The organism is Sorangiineae bacterium MSr11367, assembly GCA_037157805.1.
Taxonomy (GTDB): Bacteria; Myxococcota_A; Polyangia; order Polyangiales; family Polyangiaceae; genus Pendulispora; species Pendulispora rubella.
The window spans coordinates 4,257,600-4,273,718 of the sequence record CP089983.1; the positions used below are offsets into that span (position 1 = coordinate 4,257,600).

At 62.3% G+C, this 16,119-nt stretch carries 16 protein-coding genes; 6 read left to right on the top strand and 10 right to left on the bottom strand.

The features are described 5' to 3' along the window. Positions 1–719: 719 nt before the first annotated feature. The 4 genes from LVJ94_17130 to LVJ94_17145 all read right to left on the bottom strand — a co-directional run bounded on the left by LVJ94_17130 (position 720) and on the right by LVJ94_17145 (position 2,528). A complete protein-coding gene (locus LVJ94_17130) occupies positions 720–1,106 on the bottom strand; it encodes a helix-turn-helix domain-containing protein (GenBank protein ID WXB08945.1) in 387 nt (128 codons plus the stop codon). A gap of 186 nt (positions 1,107–1,292) precedes the next feature. After that, entirely contained in the window at positions 1,293–1,517 is a 225-nt protein-coding gene (locus LVJ94_17135) for a hypothetical protein (GenBank protein ID WXB08946.1), read from the bottom strand. Then, a complete protein-coding gene (locus LVJ94_17140) occupies positions 1,517–1,894 on the bottom strand; it encodes a hypothetical protein (protein WXB08947.1) in 378 nt (125 codons plus the stop codon). Before LVJ94_17140 ends, LVJ94_17135 begins: the two co-directional genes overlap by 1 nt. Further along, complete coding sequence (locus tag LVJ94_17145) at positions 1,884–2,528, bottom strand: ParB N-terminal domain-containing protein (protein WXB08948.1); 645 nt, start codon at positions 2,526–2,528, stop codon at positions 1,884–1,886. Before LVJ94_17145 ends, LVJ94_17140 begins: the two co-directional genes overlap by 11 nt. A 1,360-nt stretch (positions 2,529–3,888) precedes the next feature. Between LVJ94_17145 and LVJ94_17150 the strand changes: the two genes are divergently transcribed. From LVJ94_17150 to LVJ94_17170, 5 genes are all read left to right on the top strand, one after another. Next, on the top strand, positions 3,889–4,140 hold the full coding sequence (locus LVJ94_17150; GenBank protein WXB08949.1) for a hypothetical protein: 252 nt from the start codon (positions 3,889–3,891) through the stop codon (positions 4,138–4,140). After that, entirely contained in the window at positions 4,137–4,679 is a 543-nt protein-coding gene (locus tag LVJ94_17155) for a hypothetical protein (GenBank protein WXB08950.1), read from the top strand. Before LVJ94_17150 ends, LVJ94_17155 begins: the two co-directional genes overlap by 4 nt. 112 nt (positions 4,680–4,791) lie before the next feature. Then, positions 4,792–5,712 carry an ATP-binding protein gene (locus LVJ94_17160; GenBank protein ID WXB08951.1) on the top strand — a complete coding sequence of 307 codons (921 nt, stop codon included), beginning with the start codon at positions 4,792–4,794 and terminating at the stop codon, positions 5,710–5,712. Beyond that, positions 5,709–6,098 carry a hypothetical protein gene (locus tag LVJ94_17165; protein WXB08952.1) on the top strand — a complete coding sequence of 130 codons (390 nt, stop codon included), beginning with the start codon at positions 5,709–5,711 and terminating at the stop codon, positions 6,096–6,098. Before LVJ94_17160 ends, LVJ94_17165 begins: the two co-directional genes overlap by 4 nt. Before the next feature lie 701 nt (positions 6,099–6,799). Continuing rightward, entirely contained in the window at positions 6,800–7,198 is a 399-nt protein-coding gene (locus LVJ94_17170; protein ID WXB08953.1) for a single-stranded DNA-binding protein, read from the top strand. 97 nt (positions 7,199–7,295) lie between these two features. Here the strand turns inward: LVJ94_17170 and LVJ94_17175 are convergent, their stop codons facing one another. From LVJ94_17175 to LVJ94_17195, 5 genes are all read right to left on the bottom strand, one after another. After that, a complete protein-coding gene (locus LVJ94_17175; protein ID WXB08954.1) occupies positions 7,296–8,723 on the bottom strand; it encodes a zinc-ribbon domain-containing protein in 1,428 nt (475 codons plus the stop codon). 1,061 nt (positions 8,724–9,784) lie between these two features. Continuing rightward, positions 9,785–10,171, bottom strand: a complete 387-nt coding sequence (locus LVJ94_17180) for a hypothetical protein (GenBank protein WXB08955.1) — start codon at positions 10,169–10,171, stop codon at positions 9,785–9,787. A gap of 63 nt (positions 10,172–10,234) precedes the next feature. Then, positions 10,235–10,795 carry a hypothetical protein gene (locus LVJ94_17185; protein WXB08956.1) on the bottom strand — a complete coding sequence of 187 codons (561 nt, stop codon included), beginning with the start codon at positions 10,793–10,795 and terminating at the stop codon, positions 10,235–10,237. Positions 10,796–10,994: 199 nt separating this feature from the next. Next, positions 10,995–11,807, bottom strand: a complete 813-nt coding sequence (locus tag LVJ94_17190) for a TetR/AcrR family transcriptional regulator (GenBank protein ID WXB08957.1) — start codon at positions 11,805–11,807, stop codon at positions 10,995–10,997. Between the two features lie 36 nt (positions 11,808–11,843). Continuing rightward, positions 11,844–12,368, bottom strand: coding sequence for a hypothetical protein (locus LVJ94_17195; GenBank protein ID WXB08958.1), 525 nt, complete (start codon positions 12,366–12,368; stop codon positions 11,844–11,846). A gap of 441 nt (positions 12,369–12,809) precedes the next feature. Between LVJ94_17195 and LVJ94_17200 the strand changes: the two genes are divergently transcribed. Further along, a complete protein-coding gene (locus LVJ94_17200) occupies positions 12,810–13,490 on the top strand; it encodes a hypothetical protein (protein WXB08959.1) in 681 nt (226 codons plus the stop codon). A 73-nt stretch (positions 13,491–13,563) separates the two neighbouring features. On the opposite strand, the gene LVJ94_17205 is transcribed toward LVJ94_17200, so the two are convergent. Further along, positions 13,564–14,448, bottom strand: coding sequence for a hypothetical protein (locus LVJ94_17205; protein WXB08960.1), 885 nt, complete (start codon positions 14,446–14,448; stop codon positions 13,564–13,566). Positions 14,449–16,119 lie beyond the last annotated feature (1,671 nt).

Here is a 16,119-nt window from a genome sequence, read left to right on the forward strand (position 1 = left end):
GACAGCACGACGCCACTTCACGGGCACGTCCGTGCACGTCACAAATTGTAGGAACTCGCTCGGGTAGAGGAACTGTTTCGCTTTCTGGGCACCGCGGTCGGGGCCCTCAACGTCGGTGGACGGGTCATCGCTTCGAACGCGAAGGGGTTCGATCTTCGAACGAACAGCATCGGCGCACATCTTCGTGGCCGTGCCCCAGATGTTCGCGGCGTACTTCCAGTCGATGGCGCCTTCGCGCATCTTTGCATCCAGGGAGCGCACGAGCGCGCGCAGATCGTCGGGCGTCCAATCCTTCACGTGCTTGCCGCCTAGGACGGGGCGAATGTGTTCCCGAAAATGCGCGCGGTTGTCGCGGGTGGAGGTAAGGCCTTTCGCCTTGCGGGCAGCCTCCCATGCGTCGAACCAGCGATCGCTTGCCTGGCCATCGGTCTGCGATGATGTGCGTTCGAGGCGCGCCCGCTTTGCTGCGAGGAGCTTTCCCTGGGCATTTTCTCTTTCTTGCGTTGCCCTGGCAAAGTCGCGCGCCTTTGCTCTCGAGTAGCCTTCCGGCACGGGGACCCGCGGACGTGAACCGTCGGCCAATCGAATTCGAGCGCGGTATCGAAGGCGCCCTTGAGCGTCTCTCCACGGTTCGAGCGTGCCGGTGCGATTGCGTGCACTTCGTTTCTCTTGCATCGGCGTTCCCTCCGTTGGTTCCTATCGCAAAAAAAAATCGACGGCTAACGGGCGCCGCCACGCATGCGGTCGATGGTGGATTCGTAAGCTTCGCCAACGTCGTCCTCAAGCGGCAAGGCGCTCCGCACCGTCACCTTTCGCGAGCGAATCCACCGATCGACATCCGCGCGGTATGCCACGAGCCGGCCGCCGGATTTGAACGCAGGAAACGCGCCCCTATGCGCGTTATCCTCGAAAGAGCGCGGTGTGAGCCGGAGGGCTTTGCAATTATCTTTGTCGATGAGTGTGTCATTGACACCAGCCGACTCATCGGCGCGAATGCGCTTCGCCTGTGCGAGGCGTGCATGCCCCCGAGCGATCTCCTCGTGACCAAGGACCTCGAGTGCATCCGCGGAGAGGCCGTCGCCCTGCTCATGTTGCTGGTCGCTCACGGCGGGACCTCTCTTGTTTCGGGTCGAGGGCGAGTTTAAGCCGGGCCAGGGCCTCATCCCGTCGGGCGAGCGCAAGGCTCACACGCTGTACATTTTCGCGGAGCTCGGCGCAGACCTGTCGGATGGCGCAGAGCGACATCTTGTTGTCACGGCAGGCTCGCGCGAGGGCGTCCAAATTGCTCGGCTTCATCGACGCACCTGCAATCGCTCGAGTGCAGCGCGCGCGTCCTCACGCCGGGTGATCGCGACCGCCAATCGTCGGAGCCCGTCGTGGATCTCGGTCAAGATCCGTTGGGTGGCGGCGACCGTCTCCTCGTACTCGGAAAGAACCCGTGTGAGGTCTTGCTCGGAGCTGGCCACGGCAGTCCGACGAGGAGCGAACGCCGGCGCGAGCGAATTCGCACGAGCCATCACGCCTTCTCCCTCTTGTAACGGAGCCTGGCTTGCAACTCGTCGACCAGCGACACCGCGAACCCAGGTTCGTGCCGGACGGCGGCGAGGATCGCGTAGCTCGCGACGAGTCGCCACGGGGACTCGCCCGACGTGCTCTTTCGCTGAGCGATTCGGACCATTTGGTCGAGTATCCGGAGAATCCCGAATGCGTCGGCCATGTGCTCGGGCGCGATCCCGTTCGGATAGAGCGCTTGCATCATCGAATCGGTCGCCGCGACCGATTCGCAGAGACGCTCTCGTTCTAGGAGTTCGCCGATTTCTGCGGCCACGACGCGATCCTTGCCGATGGGCGAGCCGCCGAATGACGGCGGCCATGTTCGCTTTTCAGGTTCCATCGGACACCTCCCTCGGCATTGCGTCCTCTCCGTGCGAAGCGACGGTGTGCTCAGTGCTCACGCTGTCGCGTGCGGTCGAGTGCACGAGCGATGTCGATGGCGCGGGGGCGACGAGCAATTCATTCGTGCTGGATTTGGCAAAGCGCGTGATCTGGCCGTGGCCTCGTATGCGCGACGTGTTGTTTTGGTCCGGGCGAGGCTCGCTTCGCCGTTTCGCTGCTTCTTCATAGAGCTCGGCAATCTGGGTCGCGAGGCTCGCGCGCTGATTCGGAGTCAACTGTCGACGTTTGAGATTCGCGGAGACGACGTAGGCGATCGGATCGAGCCCCTGCCAAATCAAATAGGTCGGGGCGATACCCGCGAGTTCGCATGCAAGCATGCGATTGCGCCCGTCGAGGAGCGCGAGTTGTCCTCCTTCCTTGATGAGGACGACCGGCTGACGAAGACCGTTTGCCCGAATATCGCTGGCGAGTTCGTGAAGCTCGGCGTCGGTCGCCATGGGAAATAGCTTCGCTGCTGGATGCGCGGGTATCGCGAAGCGATCGTTGCTGCCGCCTGTCGGCATGGCCGTATTGGTCGTCGCCTCCCACCACCATTCGGGCTTGATCCCCAGCTCGGAGTGTAGAGCTCCCATCAGTTCGATACGCGGGGCCCGGCGTCCAGCGGCGATGCTACTGATGGTCGATTGATGCACGTTCCGGCCGACGCGAGGACTCAACCGGCGAGCGAGGATCGTTTGATTTCTTGGTTCCCTCGGCGAGCCGCCCCGTAGCCACGCGGTGACAGCCTCCGATGCGCGTGTATGAGCCATGAAAAGTATTTATACATACCATCGTGCGTCGTCAAGCGCGGACCATGAGATCGAGCCGTGTTCATGCGCACATGAACGTGGAAGCCTGCCGTGATATGGCTGGTGTGTGGCCACAGTTCGAAAGCGTGATCTCTCGGAGGCGCAAGCTGCGATACTTCGGCCGATCGTCGAGCGTCTGTGCGAAGGACGCGGTTCATTGTCCCGTCTCGCCGAGGCAACGCAGCTGGGGCATGCGAACATCTTGGCATTTCGGCGTGGTGAGCAAGGATTGAGCTACGCGACCGCGCTCAAGATTTGTGAATTGGCCGATGAGGACGCGTTTACCCTCCTTGGACTGCCTCGCCCCGCGCGGCTCAGGGCGCTCGATATGCCGGCGGACCAATTTCTGATGCGCCTCGCGATCGCGCCACGACTCTCGGAAACGCTAACCGCGCATCCCCGACGTTGGTCGTTGTCCACGGTCGTTCAAGCGCTGCAAACGCCGCATCCGACGGATGAGGAGGGAGTACCCCTAGGCGGGTGGGCGGCGCGTCTCGACGCGATTCGGCAGCCTGCGCCCGATGGGGCGATGCCCACCGCCGGCACACGTCGGCAGAGCCGCGTAAAGAAGCCTGGGCCCGCTCCGAAGTAGCGGGCCGCACGCGCGGAGCGCGGAGTGTTGGTGGTGTCGCCATCGTGCCGCGCTGTGTTTTGCGAGGGAGGCAACGGTTAGACGCGAATGAACGTACGGATGAGCGGCGGCCGGAGGCCGCCGCTCATCCTCGCGGCCTGCGGCTCCACACTCTTTTTTCTTCCCCCCCCCCAAAAAAACAAGCCGCCTTCCTGCTCATGATTCCGGTCCTTGGCCGTCTGCGTGCGGTCCGTCGCCGCGTTCACACGCAGACGGTGTCTCGCAAGCTCTCTTATTCGACCGCCTTCGGGAATCGTTTGTGTATTTATAAATACTTTTAGACCTTGCGCCGGAGCGTATGCAAGCGCATGTTCGATGTCTCGACGGAGGTAGTCATCATGTCGAACGAAGACGCGCACGTTTCCTTCGCTGGGGACGCAGTCATGCACAATTGCGATTCACCCATCCCCTCTCCGCTGCGGAGGCTCTCGCGCGGACGAAGACTCACCCCCTATCGCCGCTGGCGCAAAGCCGCCGCACTCGGGGAAGCCACCAATATGTCGGTCAGGTGCCATGCAAACGCGTGACGAAGCGAAGGTGCCTGAGTCCATCGGCGATGTGCTTGCCGACATTCTCGTTTTGGGCAGTGCCTTCAACGAGGCACGGGAGGAAGAGCGCGGCCTCGTCATCCGTTCTCACGCCAACGGACGTGTCGTGGCGGCATGGGCTATCTATTCGCAGGTAACGCGATACGACGTGTGGACGTACGCTCCCGACGCTCCGCGCGCCCTTTACCTTCTTCGCGACGCGCTGAGGAAATCATGAACGCTAGCCGGCAGCTCCTCGCGGCGGCTCGCAGAGCCATGACCGCACGGCGCGATTGGCACGACGCGCAGGTCGCCCTGTCTGCCAAAGGCCTGCACGGGCCTCTACGGGACCGGGCGCTCGAGCGAATGAGGACGTACTTCAACACGGCGAACGATTTCCTAGCGTTGGTCGTCTGCCAGGAACTCGGTATCGACTCGTTTGGCCACGAGCTCGTCTCATGGCATTCGGCGGGAAAGCGGCGGCTCGTCGAGGCGGCGAGCCCGCACGGCCAAGTGAAAGTGTTCCGTGGCATCCGCATTACGGAGTGTTCCAGCATCGGTCGCTCTCGCGTCGCGCCCGCTCGAACGCAAGGCAGGGATTCCGTGTTGGGCATCGTGCAAGCGCGGGTAAGGCAGGCGAGGGCCGAATACAACTCATGTGACGACCGGGACGTCGTCGTTACATCACGCGCCCGCGCCGCGTACATGTCGGCGCTCATCGAATATTTCAATCTTCTGAATGGAGAAGATGACAGCCGATCCCAGGCGGCTGAGTAATCAACGGAGACTGGCTATCGCCAAAGACATGGAGGAAGCTCACATGCATATCTCGAATTCTAAATTCATTTTTACCGACACTCCGAGCGTCGAACGAAAAGCACGAATTGCTTTGATTGGGCCGACCGGATCCGGAAAAACCTTCACCGGGCTCGAAATCCTCGGGCAGCTCATCGAGCCCGGGCAACTCGTGGCCGTCATCGATACGGAACGGGAATCCGCTTACGTTTACAAGCGGCTGGTCGGTGTTCCTTTCAAATGGGTGAATCTCACCGTGCATCACCCGGAGATGTACGTCGCGGCCATCCAAGCCGCGGAGAACGATGGTCGGTTCGGCGGGCTCCTTGTGGACTCGATGAGTCACGCCTGGGCGGGGAACAGCGGCGCGCTCGAGCTGGTGGACCAGGTGAGTGCCCGAAGTCAGTCGCAGAACAACTTCTTCGCGTGGAGGCAGGTGACACCATTTCACAACGCGTTGGTGAACAAACTCGTCGCCTGCAAGCTGCACCTCGTCGTCACCATGCGCTCGAAAATGGACTACGTGGTCGAGGAGTACTACGAGGGCGGAAAGAAGAAGACGAATGTCCGAAAGATCGGGTTGCAGCCGGTGCAACGCGATGGTCTCGAATACGAATTCGACGTCGTCGGAGATATGCATCCCGAGAACAATCGCCTGGTGATCAGCAAGACTCGCTGCCACGCGCTCGCGGGAAAACACTTCGTAAGGAATGGCGTCGCGCCCGGCAAGATCATCCGCGGGTGGCTCGAAGACCTCGCGCGCGCGTCTCCCGCTGGCGTCCCGCCGGCGGTGGATGACCCGCGGCCGGTGGCTGCAGTCGAGCCTGCAGCCCTTGCACTTTGCGAGCAATACATCGCTCAGGTTTGCCAAGCGACGGCCGAGAACATCATGGCCATCGTGCGCGAAGCGAAGGCGGCTCTCGGAGGCGACAAGGCCCTCCTCGCTCGGTTTCATGCCGCTTACAGCCATCGGTACGCGGCTCTCGCGCAGCAACCGCAGGTCGCTGCATCATGAACGCCGACCTCCGACTCCCGGGCACCTCCAGCGCCGAGCGCGTCGAAGCATGCCCGGGTTCCGAGGTCATCCTCGATCGCGTGCGGGAGGGGACCATCGATGCCACGCGAGGCGTCGGGATTCACGACTTCGCGGCGGCCGTGCTCGATCGCGGGGAGAATCCGGAGGATGCGCCATGCCGAGTGGACCTGCGATGGCACCCAATGTGCGCGCGTCTCGACTTGGCGAAAATCCGGAGCGGCATTGCATCGAACCTCCGCGCCGAGGTGGCGTATGCGCTCGACCTGGAGTCCGAGAGGGTCCTACCGGCCAAGAAGGACACTCGTGCCCCGACGAAAGCCCGGACCCCGAAGGAGGTGCCCGATGCAAAGCCGGCCAATCCTTAACGCGTATGCGCTGGCCAAGCAGATCGGCGAGCACCTCGTCGGCTGGCGTGCCGAGGAGGGACGGGACTACGACGGGACGCCGATGCCCGACTGGGCCTCGCTCACCCGAGACGGCGATGGTGCTCGGCTTGGCATCATCGTCGCTAGCAACCGCAGACGCACCCGCGTTACGGTCCGTCCCCGCTGGCCAAGATTTCGAGACGGTTCCACGGCTCTGCGGTGGCCCATTCTCGAGTTTACGTGCAGCACGAGTCGGTCGGCACCGGCGCTCGCACGAGCCATCCAGCGTCGTCTGCTTGGCAAGTACGACGTACTTTATCCCCTTGCCGTCGACGAGGTTCGCGAGAGTGATACGGCGACCGTGGAAGCATGGGTCGTCGCGAAACGTGTCGCGCGCACCATCGGCGCCGAGCCACCTCCTCAGGACGATCCCCGCTGGCGGCCGAACGACAGCCCTGTGCGCATTTACGGGGGTCCCGCAGGTGTTCAAGCGATCAAAGTCGTTCCGCGTCGGCGAGAGGAGAACGCACGCGTCCACTTTGAGGTATCGCTCGACGAAGAGGCTGCGGTGCGCGTTCTCAACATGATCGACGCGTTGACGCGTTTCGACACGCGCCCAGGCACAGTGCCTACCGATATTGGTCGTGAGGGTAACGACTCGAAGTTACAGTGCCGCGCCTCGCGCGGAGAAGGGGACGGCCATGTCTGCAATCAAGTGCATCTTCACCGGTAAGCTCGGTCGGGACGCGGAAATCCGCACCTTGCCCCGCGGCTCCACGGCGCTGTCATTTCCGGTCGCGACCACGAAGAGGTGGATTACCGCCGAGGGCGTCCGGCGCACGAAGACCATCTGGGTTCGATGCTCGATGTTTGGGCACCGCGTTGGGGCACTCGCGGAGCATCTTACGAGAGGGACGACGGTCTTCGTTCTCGATGGTGAGCTGACGCTCGATCGGAAAGACAGTGACGCCGGCGTGAAGGAGTACTGGGGCGTCGTGGTCCGCGAGCTCTCGCTTGGCCGTCGCGGTGCTCCTCGCTCGAGTCGGCCCTCGGCCGATGATCAAGTGGAGCAGATCGTTGAGGACACGGTCGCACCGTGAGAGCTGACTCGGGAGGGCGAGCCGCACAGAGGCTGCGCCCTCGGCGCCTCTAGCTTTTGGGCCGTGCGCGGGGGCGGGCGGGTGAGCGCATTTGGCTTCATAGCCGTCGCGCCGGCGGATGTGTGCGGCGTGCGCAGACCGGGCACCCGCTGCCGCGAAGGGTTCGGTTGGCGGGCGACGCGGGCCACTCGTGGTCCGAGGCACACTTCCACCAGAATTTCCTGGCCGTGCCCGGGAGGATATTCCGTGGTGTGGTCGGTGCATTCTTCTTCGGGTGCCATTCCGACGCCAAGCGAGGATGGGTAGTCTCGAGCGAATTCGTGACCGAGAGCTTGCGCCCGGCGCAGTATGGACAATGGTTCTTGGCCTTGATGCGCGCGGCTACGGAGCAGCACCATTCATGGTCGGCGCCTTTGGGGCATTTCCACCAAACACGCTTACTGCTGGCCGCGGAAACATCGCTCGGTTTGAGCGGGGCGTTTTTCGTCGGGTGCCAGTAACGTGCAAACGTCGGTGCCGTCGCCTTGAGCGTCGTGGTTTTCGACGGAAGAATCATCTTGCACATTGGGCACTTCGGATGACGGATTCGCTGTGCGACCGATGCCTGCCACACGTGGTCGACTCCTTCGGGACACTTCCACCAGCGCTTCGTTTGCGAGTGCGCGGTGACACCTTTGGGCGTGATCTGGCCGTTTTTTGTGGGATGCCACCATGCGGCAATCTTGGGCGCGACGCGGGCGAGCGAGTTGCTCACGCAGAGCCGACGCCCCCAGCAAAAGGGACAACCGTAGCTCTTGCGGGTGCGATCCTCGACCTTGGTTTGCCACACGTGGTCCGGGGCCTGGGGGCACCGCCACCAGACGGTACGACAGGATGTCGCCACCACGTCGTCCGGCGTGAGCTCGCCATTCTTCGTCGGGTGCCATTGCTCGGCAACGGCAGGAAAATTCTTGGCCAAAGAGTTCGTATAGGAAACGCGCTTGCCGGAGCAATACGGACAACCCTGTTCCGCTGCCGCGCGCTTCCAAGGCGTGGCCTGCCATAGATGATCACTTCCGACAGGGCACTTCCACCAGATCCTCTTATCCGACCCCGCCCCGACGCTCCCGGGGGTGTCGGGAAAATTGAGATCGCGGACCCATTGGGCGACGAGGTGCGGGAAATCCGCAACGAACTTCGACGGAGCGCTGGGGTTATTCCGAGGCACTCCGTCGTTGTAACCGCGGATGAGCGGTTCGAAGCGCTTCGGAGCGGCTGGGCGCGCGTTCCCGGGGGCCGACAAGGAGCATTGGGGGCAGCCGCTCCCGACGGCCGTGCGGTTGTAGACGCCGACGCGCCACTCGTGGCCGAATGTGCATCTCCACCAGAATTTGCGTGCTGCACCGGGTAAAATGTCGGCCGCCGTGACGGGCGCATTCTTCGCGGGATGCCATTGCGCGGCTATTTTCGGGTACGTCGCTTGGAGGCAATTGGTGACGGAGAGTTTCCGGCCATTGCAAAATGGACAGGGATGTTCACTCTGCATGCGCACCTTGATGCTGCAGGACCATTCGTGATCGATCCCTGCCGGGCACCTCCACCATACCTTGCGTGATGACGTCGTCAGCACGTCGCTCGGCTTTAGCGATCCATTCTTGGAAGGGTGCCAATAGCGCGCAAACTCGGGTTCGAGCGCGGCGATGCTCTCGGACCGGGCTGTCGCGTGCGAGCTGCACATCGGACATCCCACTTTCTTACGTACGCGATAGCTGACCGGCGCCAACCAAACGTGATCGGTGGCCGCCGGGCACTGCCACCAATAGGAAGTTCCGGTGTGAACGGCTACACGGTCCGGCGTGAGCTCGCCGTTCTTCGTCGGGTGCCATTGTCGTGCGAGCTCCGGAGCAGCCCGTGCGATCGAGTTGGTGACGGAGAGACGTTGGCCTGCACAAAAGGGACAACCGTTTTTCCGTCGGGTGCAATCGTCGACGGTGGTCGACCATTCATGGTCGGGACCGTGGGGGCACTTCCACCACACCGCGCACGAGGATGTGGCCAGGATATCCTGGAGTCGGAGATCGCGATTCTTGGTGGGGTGCCACAGGTGTGCAAGTTCGGGGAATCGCTGGGCGAACCGCGCTGCGTGATCCGCAGTCTGATCCCCACACAACGGGCATCCGCCACCTCCGTATGCTCGCTCCCATGCGCTGGATTGGTAGATGTGCCTGCGATTGTGTGGGCATTTCCACCAGATGGGCTGATAGGAGTGGGAATCGACGGTTGCCGGCGTGTCGGGAAGATTGCGTGCGCGATGCCATTCGGCAAGGAGCCGGGGGTAGTCGGCAATGACCCTCATGCGTTTCGCTTGTCACCCATAGCACGACACGCGACCGTTTGCCGCGAAGTTCACGCATTTTAGGCGGGAGCCCGTCGTCGGAACGCAACCATCATCCCTGGGAACTGCCCATCGGCTCCGATGACGTCGACATGGCCGGCACGTGGCTGCCGCTCATCGCGTCCAGGCCAACCCAACGAGGAAAGGAACGTGGATAATGGCTATCCACGTTGCTAGCGTCATCGAAACGCTGCCGCGCATAGTTGGTTGAGTTACTTCAGCGCCAACATGGTCGCCCGTCTCGCACCTGTCTTCGCTATCAGGTCGGCTGCGATGGCCTCTCGCGCGACGAGGCGAAACGTGGCTTTCTCGGCGCGGAGTCGAGCGCGTAGGTCTTCGGACCGAAGTCCCTGCGGGCTAGCCCGCAGGGCGTCGAGCATTTGATCCAGCAGAGTGTCCGCACCGACCACGTCCGTATTCGGCGAGTGTTTCCGCCGGCGGTGTCGGGAACGCGGCATGCGAGCGTCGGGCTTCGTGTTTCGCGAATTCGTCCGAGCATCATGGAGTTCCGAGGGCGTGGCCGCCCGGAGAACGTCGATGACCTTCGACGCAAGGTCGTCGACCAGATCGCGAATGGCTTCGCGCAAATCGTGGTGCATGTCGACTGGATACTCATTCGAGAGCTTCGTTGCAATGTTTGGCTCGAAAAGACGCCGTCTGGGCTATCCCGAGCCGCGCGCTCGATCTTGCGTGGCCCCCGCCGCATCGAGGCCGCACAGAAGCTCCAACACGTTGGTGGCGACGCGCACCTGAATCAATCGAGGCTCCGGGAACGAAGGAAAGCGCCGGTTCTTGGCACGCGCGGGTGCATGCACCAATGCGAGATCGAAGCCGGCATCGAGCGGCGACACGAGCACCACCGTGGAACTACCCGCGACTTTGAGCGTGCCAATTACACCGAGTCGATATTTGCCCATCAATGTGAATAGACGGTGGAACTCGAGCCCATCGGCTGTGCCCGACGTCATGCGATAATGATCCCCCGACATGGGGGTCCTGACGGCCGCAAGCGGTACGAGGTCGAGGAGGTACACGATTCGGCGAACGTCCTTGCTGGTGGGCGGGGCGGCCTCGAGCAGGCATTCGCGCGCCGACGGGTGGATCGTTGCGAAAATGGGTGGCTCGTAGCGGGTGGCTCCTTGCCGAATGGCTCGTACTCGGCTTGCGATATACGAATCGGGTGATTCGGGAGACAGCGCATCCCGGCATCGATCGAGACCCATCGACAGACCTCCGTCCGAGCCGGCAGGTCTTTGCGAGCGGACTCGATCATCTCTGCCGTCGATGAACGTCGACGTCGACCTACATGCTCTCTACGTGAAAATTCACACGCATCGGCCGTGTCACGGAGCACGAACTTCGATATTCAGGAGTGAAGCCGTTCGAAAATCCGCATTCCAGTAAGGCTCGATCGCGGAAATTTCATGGACGCGCACGGGGAGGGCGGCGGTCGGAATCGATTGACGCGCTTTTCGCCGCCGTCGCCTTGCCCGCAAGGACCTTTTTGCGGCTTGGCGCATCTCGCCGCCCTCGCGCCGGCCGATCGCTCGCGCGTCGCTTGCTCCCGGTGGTGCTCTTCGTGGCGGCGCCTCGGGATGAAGATGCACGGCGCGGGGCGCCTTTTCCCCGAAAGCCCTCGGCAAGGACACTCGAGAAGAGCCATGCTTGACGCGCATCGTCCCATTCGGCGTCGGGCAGTAGGACGGCTCGTGCAAAGCCGTACCCCCAGGCGACCGATAGGACCATACAGAGCACGGTCATCGGCGGCAGATCGCGACGCAGTTCGCCACGTCGTCGGAGATCGTCGACGAGCTCCACGAAGCGCGGGTAGAGGCCCTCCGGCCGGGCAAGTGCACGCAGAAAGGTTTGCGGTCGCAGGAGCGCCTCTCGGAGGATGGGGCCCACGTTCTTGGGATGCCTGCCGATGAACGCGGCGTGATGGGCGAAGAAGGTGCGGAGAAGCGCCACCGAGTCGTCCCACGGCAGGTTCGCCGTTGCTGCGAATCGTCGAAGGATGCTCGGTGTGACCATTTCGAGCCCCGCCGGTGCAAGCACGGCGGCGAAGAGAGCTTCCTTCGATTCGAAGTGGCTTGCGAGCGTGGCCTCCGAGACGCGCGCCCGTTTGGCGATGAGCGCCGTCGTGGATCCCGCGAAGCGCCTCTCGGCAAAAATGCCGAGCGCCGCCGAGAGGATCCGTTCTCGCTCCCGAGATCGCTGTTCTTCGCTGCGCGGCATGCCTCTATTTGTTGGATGCCACTTGGACATCCATCGCTACGAGCGGCGAGATGCTTCGTCTTGAGCCGCTTGCCGCCCACGCGCGAGGTCCGAGGCGTCGCCGAACAATGCGATGAGCTCGTGCGAGCGGAGCAGATCGGTCCAGACTTGCACGCTCGGGTCCGCAGTTCCCCAGCCGGCGACCAACTTGGCCACCGAGCGCACGACATTTTCTCGTTGATCCGCGCTCAATCGCGCGTCCCAAGTCATACGGGAGACCGCGATCGTGAGAGGACTCGGCTCGGTCGCGATCGCCGTTTTCGGGACGCTGGCCTCGGAGGTCGTCAACGCTGCGCCGTAACGTTCGGCGAGTTGAGCCTCCGAAAGACCGCCGAGGTGCCGCAGGATCGCGTCCAACAAATCGCGCGATGCCCACTTCTTGCGCAATGCATTGGAAATGGTGAACGGGGAGACACCGAGCACATCCGCAAGGCGTTGTTGGGTCCCACATGTCTTCTTTAGCTCGACCAATGCCGCCCACGCGACCAGTCGGAGCTCGGCAGAAAGTTCGGGGATCGCCATTGGATAGTGGGAAACGTATGTCGCCTTAGACAAAGAACAACCTACACTTTTCACGCAACTTCCCAAAATATTTGGCCATTCATTGACAATGAGTTTGCTGCATGAACCATGTGTCGGCATGGCAGCAAAGCGCAGCACGTTGGTTCCTCCCGCCACCACCACGCGGTCGTACCCGGGGTCGGCTGTATGCTCGAGCATTCTCGATGTCGCACGGGCGAGCGCCCGTCGCGGCACGAGGGTGCGGTGAGCGGCGGTCCCCGGGGGGAAAGGGGATCGAGATTCGAGCTGGACGATGCGCGCGACAGCCAACGGCTCGGTGCTCCGGAGGGGAGCACGAACGATGCGGGCGAGCATCCACGACCGCGAATGCGAAGCGGGATTTGGTTGCATGTCCGGCTCTCGCCGGAATTGGCGGACAGGTTACTGCGACAAACTGCTTCCGTGACGAATGTCCAGCCACACCAGACGGTGAATCCTCCGCCGGTCGAATTCGTCGAGGTGGTCATCGACGGTTCGCTGAGCGAGGATACCAACGGCGTCGAGGAGCACGGGATCGAGGTTCCCGAGACGGGCGCGCTCGATGCCATCTTCGACCAGGACGAGGACGAGCCACTGTCCGTACCGGCGCCACTTCGGGAGGACGATTTTTCCGTGGCCTTCGCGGAGAACTTGACGGCGATTCAGGCGAGGCTTCGGGCGACGCCCGGCGCGCTCCACGACCGGGAAACGTCGCCGCCCCCGAGCTCGGCCGAGATCGAGTCGGTGACCTTTTCGAGGGCCGCTATCGTGAATCTTCCCCTCGGGACACGATGGTCCGAGGTTCATATCGAGCGTATCGATGGACATACGGTGAGCGTCCGAGTCGGCGCGGTCCATCGGCGCCTGAGTTATCAGGACATGGGCATGGCCTCGTGCAAAAATCGAGAGCCGGTTCGGCAATGGGAGATGCTGATGGATCTCTGCGAAAATAGGGGCCGCCTCTCGTGGCCGCCGACCGACAAAACGAGGCGACAAGTATCGGCCTTGCGACACACGCTGCAGCGTCTATTCGGCATTGACGAAGATCCACTGGAATACGCGTGGGGTGGCTATCGAGCGCGATTTCGGGCGTCTGACCGGTAAACGGGGCCTCACGATTTCCGCGGGTCCTCGCTCCAAGGAGCGGTACCTGCGTCCACTGGGTCACGCAATTCGCTCACCAGCGTAGACGAGACTTGCCGTTCAATTGAATATCGCCTTTGACCTTCTTTTCCTGGGCCTCCGCAGGAGGACTACTCTCTCTCGATCCGTTCGATCTCGGAGGGGGCGCAGGCGGCGCACTGGGGGGAGTGCGTGAGGGCAGTGACTTTCGTTTCGTGAGCACGACGACGAGAAGGAGCAAGGCGACGAGTCCGAGGACGACGTAAAGTCTCCTATGGTTGAGCCAATGCCCGAGACTCTGAGCGGTCGGCTGCGGTGCTGGGGGACCGCGCAGCGTGGAGAGCGTGCGATCGGCCAGATCTTGGATTCCGGTCGTGTGGCCAACGGACGAACGGAGCGTGACGAATGACAATGTATAGATCCCGCGTGCCGTAGCCGCTGCGAAGTAGAGCGATGGTGCCGAGTCGGGACGAGGCGCGTCGCCAACCGAAGGCGGAAGCTCCATGCCAAGGACCTGGATTCCGTTCCAGCGGCGTTCGGTGGGCTGGAGCACATCGACTGCAGCAAGTCGTGTCGGCTCGGTGAACGATCCGTGTGCTGCGGCGCGAACGGCGTTCGCGTAATCACGAGCGGTCACCTGGTCGAACTCTCCTGCGTGTTGCCCGTCGTGAAGAACGATCAAGAGGTAACTGCCGTCTCGCTCATTGACCACCACAACGGCAACGAGATCGAGCTTTGCGGCTGCCGTGTCGGCGGCGACCTCTCTCAGCTTTCTATTATTTACGCCGCAAATCCATTCCGGCTGCGACGTTGTACTCGGGTACGCGCGGCACACGGTCCCCGCGCGTGAGCTAACCTCGATGGCGAAATCTCCGTCCTTGATCTCGAGTGCGTCCGCCTGCAGGGCGGGGGCGAGCACAGCGATGAACGGAGCAAACACACGAAGCAGAGTCCATCGAGAATGTATCGCTTTCCAAAAATTCAACATGACACGTCCCTCCTCGGTCAACGTGTCGCAGCGCAATCACGTCTATCTACAAGCAAATGCCTTACGCTCGTTTGTTGGAAGTCGGGAGCCGAAATCGCATCGGTTGGACTCTCCGACTCCCTCGGTTGGATTTCAGCGATCGTCCGAACCTGACGACGATTTCTTCGGCCGACCCGGTCTACGACCCGCGAGCTTACGTGGTCGTCCCGCCGGCGTCCCGTGCGGCGTTTGGTAGGTGAGAATCTGGCCGAGCGTAACGGAGCGCAGTGCCTTCAGCACCCCTACGGTGAAAACGTCGGCAAGTTGACGGACGGCGGTATTCAAGTTGGTTGACATACGAATCGCATATCCATTTTTCGAGACCGTGCAATAGGAAATCGACGGTGGTGAGTGATTGGTTACGGGTTTAATGATAGCTATGTGTCGCAGTACGAAGGGCGAATATTCGCATATTAGTGTTGCCGGCCGCCGCGGGACGCGATGACGATCGCGGGCCGTTTCAATGTTATCTTCGGGTGTCACTTCGACGCAGCTCGGGCGCACAATCCGTCCACGAGTAGCCGATATGCACATATCGTGTTTGCTCTCAGGGCCGTTCGCACGCGGAACCCGAAGGTGCCATTCCTTCCGTATCCGAGCTGGACGAGTCGGCGCCGCTCTCCAGCGAACGATTCAAACGAGACGTCGAGCTGCTCGAACATGCTTCTCGCAAGGTCATTCCCGACCCACACGCCACCGCAGGCCCGCACCCGTGCAGTGTGGACGATCCACGCGTTCCTTCATGCAGCGGTCGCCCACTGCGGTGGGGGCATTCGAGATGTTCCGTCACAATGGGGATCGTATGCACGTGCCGCGGGCCCGGCAATGTGGCACGCGGCCAGCATTCCTCGAGGGAACGTGCCACCTGCGCCGAGTGAGCAGCATGCCAAAATGACGACGTGTGCGGACGCAGTGAAGTCGACTACAGCCCGGAAAAGATACGCGAGGCCTTCGCGCATCTGGACAAGCTCGATGTGCAAATCGGCCTCTCGTCACCTCGGCTCAACGTCTCGCCGACGGATCCAAAGAAGCGGACGCCCTTCGCGGCGAGGGCGTCGAACGGTGACGTGCTTGCACTCGCGGCGCTCTGCGGCCGCCGACGGCGAAGTAACCGAGAGCTGTACGATTCTCTCGCTGCCCGCACTCGGTCCTCTCGCGGCGATCCACGATCGCACGCCCCTGATCGTCGCCCCGGCCATTTCGGTTCGTGGCTCGACGGGACCAGCAGGACGGCAGCCGCGTTGGACATCGTGCGACCGGAGCAGAAGACGCTGGCCGGAATGCTCGAGACGTCCAGAAAGACCCGTACGAGCCCGCACATGGGCCTCGTGTTTCGAAGGTGTGAAGGCCCACCAAGGAAGCCTTTTTTGACAGGCACCGCGACGAAGACCTGGCGCCATACACGTATGGTCAAGCGGAAGACACCTTCACCCCGACTTTGAAACGTTGTCGGGCTCGAAAAGCGAACTAGAACCACATCGAACGCATGGTCGCCGCGATCGCTGAAGATGCGGAGAGGTATCATCGACAGGCTGAGACGTAACGAAGGTGACGACTACGATCAGGATAAAATTCGACGGGGCA

Coding starts and splice junctions, on each gene's coding strand:
- LVJ94_17135 (WXB08946.1), bottom strand. CDS start 1,517: ATGGCTCGTGCGAATTCGCTCGCGCCGGCGTTCGCTCCTCGTCGGACT.
- LVJ94_17140 (WXB08947.1), bottom strand. CDS start 1,894: ATGGAACCTGAAAAGCGAACATGGCCGCCGTCATTCGGCGGCTCGCCC.
- LVJ94_17145 (WXB08948.1), bottom strand. CDS start 2,528: ATGGGAGCTCTACACTCCGAGCTGGGGATCAAGCCCGAATGGTGGTGG.
- LVJ94_17150 (WXB08949.1), top strand. CDS start 3,889: ATGCAAACGCGTGACGAAGCGAAGGTGCCTGAGTCCATCGGCGATGTG.
- LVJ94_17155 (WXB08950.1), top strand. CDS start 4,137: ATGAACGCTAGCCGGCAGCTCCTCGCGGCGGCTCGCAGAGCCATGACC.
- LVJ94_17165 (WXB08952.1), top strand. CDS start 5,709: ATGAACGCCGACCTCCGACTCCCGGGCACCTCCAGCGCCGAGCGCGTC.
- LVJ94_17170 (WXB08953.1), top strand. CDS start 6,800: ATGTCTGCAATCAAGTGCATCTTCACCGGTAAGCTCGGTCGGGACGCG.
- LVJ94_17175 (WXB08954.1), bottom strand. CDS start 8,723: ATGCAGAGTGAACATCCCTGTCCATTTTGCAATGGCCGGAAACTCTCC.
- LVJ94_17180 (WXB08955.1), bottom strand. CDS start 10,171: ATGCACCACGATTTGCGCGAAGCCATTCGCGATCTGGTCGACGACCTT.
- LVJ94_17185 (WXB08956.1), bottom strand. CDS start 10,795: ATGGGTCTCGATCGATGCCGGGATGCGCTGTCTCCCGAATCACCCGAT.
- LVJ94_17190 (WXB08957.1), bottom strand. CDS start 11,807: ATGCCGCGCAGCGAAGAACAGCGATCTCGGGAGCGAGAACGGATCCTC.
- LVJ94_17195 (WXB08958.1), bottom strand. CDS start 12,368: ATGGCGATCCCCGAACTTTCTGCCGAGCTCCGACTGGTCGCGTGGGCG.